The 9,151-nt window shown below is 77.7% G+C and carries 13 protein-coding genes; 5 read left to right on the top strand and 8 right to left on the bottom strand.

What is annotated here, in order from left to right; translation table 11 throughout:
• The first annotated feature begins 13 nt into the window (after nucleotides 1–13).
• Nucleotides 14–241 carry a hypothetical protein gene (locus tag ACI78U_RS13750; protein WP_456875882.1) on the top strand — a complete coding sequence of 76 codons (228 nt, stop codon included), beginning with the start codon at nucleotides 14–16 and terminating at the stop codon, nucleotides 239–241.
• Here ACI78U_RS13750 and ACI78U_RS13745 read toward each other — a convergent pair.
• A complete protein-coding gene (locus ACI78U_RS13745) occupies nucleotides 201–410 on the bottom strand; it encodes a Flp family type IVb pilin (RefSeq protein ID WP_456875881.1) in 210 nt (69 codons plus the stop codon). The genes ACI78U_RS13750 and ACI78U_RS13745 overlap by 41 nt on opposite strands.
• Nucleotides 411–620: 210 nt before the next feature.
• Nucleotides 621–1,304: a prepilin peptidase gene (locus tag ACI78U_RS13740; RefSeq protein WP_456875880.1), complete on the bottom strand. Its 684-nt coding sequence runs from the start codon at nucleotides 1,302–1,304 to the stop codon at nucleotides 621–623.
• 171 nt (nucleotides 1,305–1,475) lie between these two features.
• Here ACI78U_RS13740 and ACI78U_RS13735 point away from each other — a divergent pair, with 171 nt between their 5' ends.
• Nucleotides 1,476–1,742, top strand: coding sequence for a DUF1905 domain-containing protein (locus ACI78U_RS13735; protein WP_456875879.1), 267 nt, complete (start codon nucleotides 1,476–1,478; stop codon nucleotides 1,740–1,742).
• 15 nt (nucleotides 1,743–1,757) lie between these two features.
• Here ACI78U_RS13735 and ACI78U_RS13730 read toward each other — a convergent pair whose 3' ends face one another.
• From ACI78U_RS13730 to ACI78U_RS13720, 3 genes are all read right to left on the bottom strand, one after another.
• Complete coding sequence (locus ACI78U_RS13730) at nucleotides 1,758–2,495, bottom strand: hypothetical protein (RefSeq protein ID WP_456875878.1); 738 nt, start codon at nucleotides 2,493–2,495, stop codon at nucleotides 1,758–1,760.
• Between the two features lie 156 nt (nucleotides 2,496–2,651).
• Nucleotides 2,652–3,293, bottom strand: coding sequence for an SIMPL domain-containing protein (locus ACI78U_RS13725; protein WP_456875877.1), 642 nt, complete (start codon nucleotides 3,291–3,293; stop codon nucleotides 2,652–2,654).
• Nucleotides 3,290–3,781: a hypothetical protein gene (locus ACI78U_RS13720; RefSeq protein ID WP_456875876.1), complete on the bottom strand. Its 492-nt coding sequence runs from the start codon at nucleotides 3,779–3,781 to the stop codon at nucleotides 3,290–3,292. The genes ACI78U_RS13725 and ACI78U_RS13720 overlap by 4 nt, the downstream gene beginning before the upstream one ends.
• Nucleotides 3,782–3,959: 178 nt before the next feature.
• Here ACI78U_RS13720 and ACI78U_RS13715 point away from each other — a divergent pair, with 178 nt between their 5' ends.
• Together ACI78U_RS13715 and ACI78U_RS13710 are read left to right on the top strand one after the other, a co-directional pair.
• Nucleotides 3,960–4,913, top strand: a complete 954-nt coding sequence (locus tag ACI78U_RS13715; RefSeq protein ID WP_456875875.1) for an ABC transporter substrate-binding protein — start codon at nucleotides 3,960–3,962, stop codon at nucleotides 4,911–4,913.
• Entirely contained in the window at nucleotides 4,906–5,346 is a 441-nt protein-coding gene (locus ACI78U_RS13710; protein ID WP_456875874.1) for a hypothetical protein, read from the top strand. The genes ACI78U_RS13715 and ACI78U_RS13710 overlap by 8 nt, the downstream gene beginning before the upstream one ends.
• Here the strand turns inward: ACI78U_RS13710 and ACI78U_RS13705 are convergent.
• Genes ACI78U_RS13705 through ACI78U_RS13695 form a run of 3 tightly spaced genes read right to left on the bottom strand, consistent with a single transcriptional unit; the run spans nucleotide 5,295 to nucleotide 8,066 of the window.
• Entirely contained in the window at nucleotides 5,295–6,752 is a 1,458-nt protein-coding gene (locus tag ACI78U_RS13705; protein WP_456875873.1) for a protein adenylyltransferase SelO, read from the bottom strand. The genes ACI78U_RS13710 and ACI78U_RS13705 overlap by 52 nt on opposite strands.
• A 35-nt stretch (nucleotides 6,753–6,787) precedes the next feature.
• Nucleotides 6,788–7,171 carry a hypothetical protein gene (locus tag ACI78U_RS13700; protein ID WP_456875872.1) on the bottom strand — a complete coding sequence of 128 codons (384 nt, stop codon included), beginning with the start codon at nucleotides 7,169–7,171 and terminating at the stop codon, nucleotides 6,788–6,790.
• Between the two features lie 58 nt (nucleotides 7,172–7,229).
• On the bottom strand, nucleotides 7,230–8,066 hold the full coding sequence (locus ACI78U_RS13695; protein ID WP_456875871.1) for an alpha/beta hydrolase: 837 nt from the start codon (nucleotides 8,064–8,066) through the stop codon (nucleotides 7,230–7,232).
• A 187-nt stretch (nucleotides 8,067–8,253) separates the two neighbouring features.
• Here ACI78U_RS13695 and ACI78U_RS13690 point away from each other — a divergent pair, with 187 nt between their 5' ends.
• The gene (locus ACI78U_RS13690) at nucleotides 8,254–9,150 is read left to right on the top strand and encodes a helix-turn-helix transcriptional regulator (RefSeq protein WP_456875870.1); all 897 of its coding nucleotides are present in this window, start codon (nucleotides 8,254–8,256) and stop codon (nucleotides 9,148–9,150) included.
• Nucleotide 9,151: the final 1 nt, after the last annotated feature.

The following is a 9,151-nucleotide window of genomic DNA, read 5'->3' as shown; positions in this document are numbered from 1 at the left end:
GCCGCGGCGCGAGATGGGCATCGGCACGGTGTTCAACTTCCTCGGCCCGCTGACCAACCCCGCCCGGCCGGTGGCCGCGGCGAGCGGCTGCGCCGACGTCCCGCTTGCGCCGGTGGTGGCCGCGGTGGTGGGGCACGGAGACCGCCGCGGCGCAGTGGCCCCGGGGGGACGGGGCCACTGCGCCGTGGGTGGAGCCGGGATCACTCGCCGGCGCTCTCCAGCTCGCCGCCGATCTCGGTGAACAGCGCCGAGAGCTGGTCCTCGAGGAGCATGACGGCGGCGATGATGGCGATCGCGATCAGGCCGACCATCAGGCCGTACTCGACGGCGGTGGCGCCCTTCTCCTCGCGGCGGACGCGGTCCTGCGCGAAGGAGAGCAGGGTGGCGAGGGTGGCGAACGGGTTCTGCACGGGGACTCCCTGGAGGGACGGTGCCGTCCGGCCGGGGTCGGTCGACCCGGCGTCGCGGCGGACACCAGGGGTGTCGGGCCGCAGAAACGCCGGCTTGAGCACCTTCCACCGGATCGGGCGACGCCGGTCCTCCTGACGGGGCAGCCGGACGGGCCGATGTCACGGGCCGTGACCGGTCGCGGCCTCCTCAGTGCAGCGGCGCAGGGGTGCTCAGGACAGCAGCGCTGGAGCCCCGGCCACGAGCGCGGCCCCGACGAGCAGGGCGGGGCCGAAGGGCAGCTCGGCGCGCAGGCCGATGCGACGGGCCGCCAGCAGCCCGAGGGCCAGCACCGCCTGGACGAGGAACCCGGCGAAGAGGCCGACGACCACGTGCGGCCAGCCCAGCCACCCGAGGTACAGCCCGAGGACGGCGCCCAGCTTGACGTCTCCCATCCCCATGCCGGCCGGCGAGACGAGCGCCATGGCCAGCAGGACGCCGAACACCGCGGCGGAGGCCAGCAGCGCCCGCAGCAGCGCCGGCCACTCCCCCTCGAGCGCGGCGGCACCGGTGAGCAGGACCGCGCCGGTGACCAGCGTCGGCAGGACCACCCGGTTGGGCAGCAGCCGCTCGCGCAGGTCGATGACGCCGAGCAGCACCCCGCTGGCGCCCAGCCAGAGCCAGGCCGCCAGCTCCGCCGTCGGCCCGAAGCGCAGCGCGGCGAGCACGAACAGCGCCGCCGTCCCCAGCTCCAGCAGGCCCCGGGGAGCCGCTCCCCCGCGCCCGCCGAGGACCGCTCCGACGGTCGCCGGCCGCGGCCAGGGGAAACGGGCAGCCGCACGGTCGACCAGGTGACCGGTCGCCGCGCCGGCGAGCGCCACGGCGACCAGCACGGCGACCTCCACGGTGGCGGTCACCGGGCGGGCCGGGAGCGGGCAGCGGGCACGGCCAGGACGGTGACACAGCCGCGGCGGCGTCCCCGTCCCCGGTCCGCGGCGGCGTGTCCCGCGTCGTCCCGTGCGTCACGCGGGACGCAACCGTCGCGGTGCCCGGCCCCGATCGTCGTCCCCCTGCGGCAGGCTGCGCCCGTGCCCTTCGACGCGACGCTCGTGCGCTGGCCCGGTGCGGCGAGCTGGGTCTTCGCCCCGGTGCCGCCCGAGCACGCCCCCGACCGCGCCGGCGCGTTCGGCCGCGTCCCGGTGACCGCCACGGTCGACGGGCGGACCTGGTCGACCAGCGTGTGGCGCGACCGGGAGGCCGGCTGGCTGCTGCCCGTCCCGGCGCGGGTGCGCCGCGGCAAGGACGACGGCGACGTGGTCACCGTCGTCGTCGAGGTGGATCCCACCCGCCTCTGACAGCGCTGTGCCGGCTCAGCGGCCGTACCGGACGACGAGCAGGCCGTCGTCGGACTCGGTCAACCGCCCGCCGGCGGCGGCCATGGCCTCGGCGACCCGGGCCAGCCGCTCGTAGGCCGCGGCGGCGTCGGCCAGCGTGGCCGCCCGGTCGGCCGCGTGCCGGAAGGTCAGCGCCTCGACGGTGCGGACCAGTGCGCCGTCGACCACCGCGTGCACCCGCAGGGCGCCACACTCGGCCACGAGGTCGAGCCCGGGGCCGACCCGGGCGGGCACCAGGGCCCACCGCCGCAGTCCGGCCCGGTCCGCGGGCACCTGGTGTCCCAGCTCCGCGAGCACCTCCGTCCCGACGGCGGGACCGGTCACCTGGTGCGGTCCCCCACCGGTCCAGGACAGCACCGGCGTGCGCGGGACCGCCGCGAGGTCGAGCACCTCGTCCCCGGGCACCGGCGGCTCGTCGACGAGGCGGACCCGCCGGCCCGTCAGCGGCGGGGCCTCCCCGGTCGCGGGCGGGACGGCGAAGGGACCCCGGGCCCGTTCGCGGCGCGACGGCCGGGTGGCGAGCAGGTGGCCGTCGCGCAGCGGCTGCACCGGGGTCCAGCCGGCGGCGTGGGCGGCGCGCAGCTCGGCGGCCAGCGCGGCCAGCCGCGTGACCACGTCGGCCAGCGAGGCGACGTCGTCGAGCTGCCAGCGGTGCACGGTCTCGTGCCGGGAGCCCGGCCAGGGCGAGGGCGGGCGGGTGGTGGGAGCGGGCATGGCGTCCTCGCGCGAGGCGCCTCGCGGGCCCCGCGGGGTGCCGGCAACGGGCTGCCGGGCCGGCGTGGGGTCCCGCGGCGCGCGTCGCGGGTCGGGGCCGGCGGGTGTCCCCGGACGGGGGCCGGCGCCGACCGCACCGATCATGGCACGCCCGGCTCAGTCGTCCAGCGCGTAGCTGGCCTCGACGACGGCCGACACCGTCACGTCCCGCGGGTCGAGCTGCAGGCCCGGCCCGGCCTCCGCGGAGCCCCGCGCCATGACGGCCATCGCCTCGGGGACCGCGGCCGACGACAGCCCGGCGTCGGCCAGCTCGAGCAGCGGGCCGAGTCCCCGGCCGACGGCGTCGGCGAGGTCGGTGGCGGCCTCCCGGGCGGCGTCGACGGCGGCGCGGCGGACCGCCCGGCGGGCCACGGCCGGGTCGTCGAGCTCCCACCCGACGCCGCCGATGCCCGCACCGGCGGCCGCGACGACCTCGGCCAGCGCCTCCGCCGCGGCGGCGTCGGCGTGTACCGAGCCGGCCACGGTCGCCTCCCACCCGGCCGGCTGGTGCCGGCCGGCGCCGGGGTCCCAGGCGAACCGCTCGTGCACCGCCACCCGGGACAGCACCACCCGGCGCACCCCGTCGGCGGCCGCGAGGGCCTCGCGCAGCCGGGCGGCCACCCGCGACGCCTCGTCGAGCGCCGTCTGACGGCTGTCCGGGGACACCGCGCTCGCCGACACCGCGAGGACCGCGACGTCGGGCGGGTGGTCGGCGGTGGCCTCACCGCGCACGCGGACGAGGGCGCGCGGGGCGCTCACCCGCGAGGTCCGGCCCCCACCGGAGCCGCCAGCGCCGCCTCGTAGCAGCCGTGCAGCAGGTCGAGCCGCTCCAGCAGCCGGGCGACCCACGCCGCCGACGTGCTCACCGGTGCCGGCTCGTGCATGAGCGACCAGAACAGCCGGTCCACGGCCCCGGCGCCCGCCCACCGCCGCTCCTCGGGCGACAGCGGGGCGCCGACGTCGGCCGCGACCCGCCGGGCGACGTCGCGCCGCAGCCGCCCGGCATCGACGGAGACGAGGCCGATGGCGCGGCCCAGCAGGGGCAGCAGGCGCGGCCGGTCGGCGGCGGAGAGCACGTCGTTGGCGTGGCGCAGGACCGCGGCCAGCTCGCCGTCGACGCACCGCGGCGCGTCGCTGAACGGCTCGCCGGCCAGCAGCGAGGTGTACTCGAGGAAGCAGGCGCCGCGCTCGGGGCTGCGGTGCCTGCCCCGGCTGAGCACCGGCAGCGAGTCCGGGATCCGATGCATGGTCAGCGCCCCTTCCGCCGGTGTCCGGCCGCCCGAGCGTAGGTCCCGGAGGACGCCGCGAACAGCCGCCGTGGACCCGCCGGTGGCCGGAGGACGGCCGAGTAGCGGATCGAGAACGTCCCCGGCCGACCGGCGACGGCACTTGTGAGGCAAGCCTTCCCTCACCTATGACTAGCCGGTGCCCCTCCCTACCCGCACCGCCGGCTGCGCCGCCGGCCTCCTGGTCCTCGCCGCGTGCAGCTCCGAGCCCGACGCCTCCGCCTCCGCGCCCGCCGCGAGCGGGTCGGCGACCGAGGACCAGGTCGTGCTCGCCCTCGACGACTTCGCCGCGATGCACGCACTCACCCTCGGCGTGGAACCCGACCTCGTGCTGGAGGTCTTCGAGTACGAGTCGACGTCGGCGGTGTTCGACGACGTCGGCCTCGACACCCGGCCCTACGGGTCCGAGCTCGACCTCGAGGCGGTGGCCGCCGCCTCCCCGGACGTGGTCATCGGCGTCTCCATCCCGACGACGGCCTCGGTCGAGTCGCAGCTCGACGCCATCGCCCCCACCACGGTGGTCGACTACACCGCCGGCTGGGACGAGCAGCTGTCCACCGTCGCCGAGGCACTGGGCCGCGAGGACGAGGCCGCGCAGATCCGGGAGGGACTGCAGGAGGCCACGGCCGACCTCGCCGCCGACCTCGACGCGGCCGGGCTGGCGGGCTCGGTGACCTCCGTCGTCGGCGACAACGGCGGCTTCTTCTCCCCGCCCGCCGCGACCGCCGTCGGCTCGGTGCTGACCGGGGTGGGCCTGGCCCGCCCGCCCGCGCAGGAGCAGCCGGGCGACCCGGCCAGCCCGTTCGTCACCTTCACCGCCGAGACCCTGCCCGACCACGACGGCGACGCGCTCTTCCTCCTCTCCGGCGGCCCGTACCTCACCGACGGCCTCACCGGGTCGCCGCTGTGGCCGGGGCTGCGGGCGGTGCAGGCCGGCGCGGTGCACGAGGTCAGCGGCGAGACCTGGCTGTCGGCGTCGGCCTTCTCCGTGGACTGGGTGCTGGACGACCTGCGCGCCGCGCTGCTCGGCGAGGGTGAGCCGGCCACGACCGACCAGGCGCCGGCGCGCTTCGCGGAGTTCACCGGTGCCTGAGCCGGACGCGTCGTCGGCCGTGTGGGACGGCGCCGTGCTGCACGTCGCCCTCGTCGGGCGGCTGACGGCGGCCGACGTCGACCTGGTCGCGGGCGCGCTGCGCCCCGCCCGCGGACGCGTCGGCGTGGTGCTCGACCGGCGGCGGCTCGGCGCCCCCACCGCGGAGGGCCGCGCAGCGCTGGAGCGCTGGGCCGCGGAGGAGCTGCCCGCGCACGTCCCGGCGATCGCCGCATGGGCCGACGTGTTCGACGAGCGCCGCTACCACTCGCTCACCCGCGACGGGCAGGACGAGGGCCACGGGCCCGGGTACCCCCAGCGGACCTTCGCCGACCACGACGCCGCGCTCGCCTGGGTGCGCGCCGCCCTCGACGCCGCGAGCGGTCAGGTGCCGCAGAAGGTGACGTACGGGCCGCCGGGGCCGGGCTCGGCGTAGCGCTCCAGACCGGGGCGCTCCTCGAACGGGCGGCTGACCACCTCGACCAGCCGCTCGACCGGGCCGAGGTCACCGGCGGTCGCGGCGTCCAGCGCCTCCTCGACGAGGTGGTTGCGCGGGACGTAGACGGGGTTGACCCGGTCCATCGCGTCGGCGTCGGGTCCCACCGCCCGCCACCGCTCGAGCCACGCGTCGACCGCGGCGAGGTCGAGCACCAGGCCGCGCGCCGGCTCGGCGTCGCCGCGGGCGGCCGCGGACAGCCGCCGCGCGAAGCCGGTCAGGTCGACGCGGTGCGTCTGCAGCAGGTCGAGCAGGTCGTCGACCAGCGCGGTGGCGACGGCGTCGTCGAGCCCCTCGGGCAGGCCCAGCTTGGCCCGCCAGCCGGCGGCGAGGGCGGCGTCGTAGGCGGGGCGGAACCGGTGCAGCGCCTCGACGGCGAGCGCGACGGCCTGCTCCTGGTCGTCGGCGAACAGCGGCAGCATCGCCTCGGCCAGCCGGGCGAGGTCCCACTCGGCCGCGAGCGGCTGGTTGCCGAAGCGGTAGCGCCCGCCCTGGTCGACGGAGCTGTACCAGGCGTTCGGGTCGTAGCCCTCCATGAACGCGCACGGCCCGAAGTCGATCGTCTCGCCGGAGATCGTCATGTTGTCGGTGTTCATGACGCCGTGCACGAACCCCACGAGCATCCACCGCGCCACCAGGGAGGCCTGCGCCGCGACGACGGCCTCGAACAGCGCGAGGTACCGGTTGCCGGCGTCGGCGCAGGCGGGGTGGTGCCGGCTGATCGCCACGTCGGCCAGGCGGTGGAGCAGGCCGTCGTCGCCGGTGGCCCGCGCGTACTGGAAGCTGCCCACCCGCAGGTGGCTGGCGGCCACCCGGGCCAGGACGGCGCCGGGCAGCAGCGTCTCCCGGCGGACCGGCCGCCCGGTGGCGACGACGGCGAGCGAGCGGGTGGTCGGGATGCCGAGGGCGTGCATCGCCCGGCTGACGACGTACTCGCGCAGCATCGGCCCGACGGCGGCCAGCCCGTCGCCGCCGCGGGAGAACGGCGTGCGCCCCGAGCCCTTGAGGTGCAGGTCGTGCAGTCGGCCCCCGGTGTCGACGAGCTCGCCGAGGAGCAGCGCCCGCCCGTCCCCCAGGCGCGGGTTGTAGTAGCCGAACTGGTGGCCGGCGTAGGCCTGCGCCACCGGGTGCGCACCCTCGGGGACGGCGGTGCCGGTGAGCAGGCCGATCCCCTCGGGACCGCGCAGCGCGGCGGGGTCGAGACCGAGCTCGGCGGCGAGGTCCTCGTCGAGCACCAGCAGCCGCGGGTCGGGCACCTCCGCCGCCTGCCAGGCGACCGCCATCTCCGGCAGCTCGCGGGCGAACCGGTCGTGCAGGGCGACGGTCAGGGCGGGGGCGACGCTCATCCTCGCCAATGTACGAGCGTCCGTGGGCGGCCGCGTCAGCCGCGGAGCAGACCCGTGAGGCGGTCCTGGGCCTGGCCGACCAGGGAGCGCACGAGCCGCGTGGCGCGCGGGCGGGCGGGCAGCCGCGACTCGACGGCGGCCAGCCGGGTCTCGAGGGCCACGACGTCGGCCACGACGTCGTCCTCCCGCGGGGGCTCCGCCGGCCGGGCCGCCAGCCGGGCCAGCCCGTCCGACAGCGCGGCCACCAGGCCGGAGACCTCCTCCGGCCGCAGCTTGACGGTGCCGACGCAGAGGTCGTCGCGCCAGACGCTCAGGTTGAGCAGGCCCTGCTCCGGGTGGGTGGAGACGCGCAGGGCGCGGCTGCGGTCCCGCGCGTCCCAGACCCACCGACCCGGCTTCGGCAGTGCGATCACCGTCATCCCGCCATGATCGGCGGGATCGGCCCGCGCGGCCAGCAGGACCACCGCGCCGGTCCCGTCACTGGGCGCCGGCCACCTCCGGCCGCGGACCCGTGGCGTGCGCCAGCGCCCAGTCGAGGACCTCGTCGGCGATCCGCTCCCACCCCTCCTGGGCCGGCAGCAGGTGGGCGTAGCCCGGGTAGTCGCGCACCTCGGTCACCGTGCCACCGCGGTAGTGCCGGGCGTTCGAGCGCTGGATGGCCGGCGGCATGATGTGGTCCTCCCCGCCGGAGCCGAACAGCAGCGGCGGCCGGGCCGGGTTGGCGTAGTCGACGTGCGCGTCCTGCGGGCCGGGCATGAGGTTGGCGAGCACGGAGTTCCACAGGATCCGGCCGGACGCCGGGACGTGGTAGCGCCGGTAGAGCGCCCGCGACTCCTCCTCGGAGAAGGTGTTCGTGAACGCGTAGTGCCACTGCTCCTCGGTGAGCCCGACGGCGCGGTGCCGGTTGGCCGGGTTCTTGAAGACCGTCCAGGTGGAGCGCAGCTGCGACAGCGGCAGCAGCTTCACCCCCTCGGTCGGCGCCGAGTTCAGCGCCACCCCCACGGCACCCAGACCGCGGTCGAGCAGCAGCTGGGTGAGCGTGCCGCCGGCGGAGTGGCCGATCAGGACCGGCGGCCGCTCCACCCCGCGGACGACGGCGGCCAGGTGCTCGACGATCGCCGGCAGGGTGAGCTCGGCGATCGGCGTCGGGTCGGCGTTGAGCGCCTCCACCTCGACCTCGAACCCGGGGTAGCCGGGGGTGAGGACGCGGAACCCGCGCTGCTCGTAGTGGCTCTTCCAGTTCTCCCAGCTGCGCGGGGTCACCCAGAAGCCGTGGATCAGGACGATGGTGTCCGGTGCGGTCGGCGTGGTCACGGTCGCTCCCTCGGGATGGTGGCCGGTCAGCGGGGAGCCTGGCAGCGGGCCCGGCCGGTGACGGGTCCCTACGTGCACGACTCCGGTCCCTGCCCGCATCCCCGGGCGGGTTCCGATCACCGCGGGCCTCTGCCAGGCTCGGCGGCGTCCACGGGGGACGTCAGCTGCGCGACGCCCAGGGACGGCGATGCTGCTCTCCGAGACCATCCCGCTGCCCCGCGCCGGGCACCGCGGGGAGCCCGCGGCGGTGCCGGGGAGGCTGCAGGCGTTCCGCTTCGGGACGACGGTGCTGCTGACCACTGGCGCGACCCGCCCGGGCCCGGTCCGCGGCCGGCCGCGCGAGGCCCGGGACGGCACCTCCCTGGTCGCCCTGGTCTTCCCGCACCGCGGCCCGGACGGGTCCGGCCGGCCCGGGCACGGGCCGCCGGACGAGGGCGGTGACCTGGAGCTGGTCGACCCGACCGCGCCCGCCGGGTCCGCCCGGGTCACCGGCGGGCGGTCCGGCGCGCTGCTGGTCCCCCTCGACCGGCTCGGCCTGCCCCTCGACGTCGTCCGCCGCGCGGCCCCCCGGCTGCGCACCAGCGCACTGCACGGGCTGGTGCGTGCGCACCTGCAGCGGCTCGCCGACGATGCGGCCGGGCTGTCGGCCGACCCCGGCGCGGCGGCCCTCGGCGGCGCGACCGTCGAGCTGGTGCGCGCGCTCGTCCTGTCCGCCGCCGGCGACGACCGGCCCGACCCCCCGGCGCCGGAGGACCCCCTGGTGCGCCGGGTCCGGGCGCACGTCGCCCGGCACTCGACCGACCCCGGCCTCACGCCGGACGCCGTCGCCCGAGCGCACGGGGTCTCGGTCCGCCACCTGTACAAGGCCCTCGCCGCGGCCGGGGTCAGCCTCGAGCAGGACGTGATCGCCCAGCGGCTGGAGGCCGCGCGGACCCGGCTGGCCTCCCCCGCCGGGCGGCAGCGGTCGATCGCCGCCACCGCACGGGCCTGCGGCTTCGCCGACCCCAGCCACTTCGCCCGGCGCTTTCGCCGCGCCTACGGCACCAGCCCGCGGGAGTGGCAGCGGACCGCCGTTGCCCGCTGAC

Source organism: Geodermatophilus sp. SYSU D00710, from assembly GCF_054050195.1.
This window is presented reverse-complemented; position numbering and strand designations above follow the sequence as displayed.